Genomic DNA, 336 nt, shown 5'->3' on the forward strand with positions numbered 1-336 from the left:
ATCAAAACCTCACCCTCGCCCTCTATCCAGACGGCAGCAAAGAGACCTTCGGCTACGATGCTGCAGGTCGTTTGACCACCCATACCGACGGCGAAGGCCACACCACCTCCTACGAATACGGCCAAGACGGTCTGCCGACCCAACGCACCAATGCGCTGGGCCATACCTTCGGCTACCATTACGACAAAGCCCGCCGCTTAGTCGGCCTCACCAATGAAAACGGTGCGCGCTACCGCTTTGCCTATGACATCCTCGACCGATTGATTGCAGAAAGCGGTTTCGACCATAAGCTGACCGGCTACCGCTACAACGCCGGCAACGAACTGGTCGAGCAGC

At 58.3% G+C, this 336-nt stretch carries 1 pseudogene; it reads left to right on the top strand.

Annotated features, from left to right (window positions below):
* Window positions 1-336: pseudogene (locus HMPREF2871_RS00010) on the top strand (RHS repeat family protein); the annotation flags it as partial.

Source organism: Neisseria sp. HMSC067G12, assembly GCF_001812725.1.
GTDB classification, from domain to species: domain Bacteria; phylum Pseudomonadota; class Gammaproteobacteria; order Burkholderiales; family Neisseriaceae; genus Neisseria; species Neisseria perflava.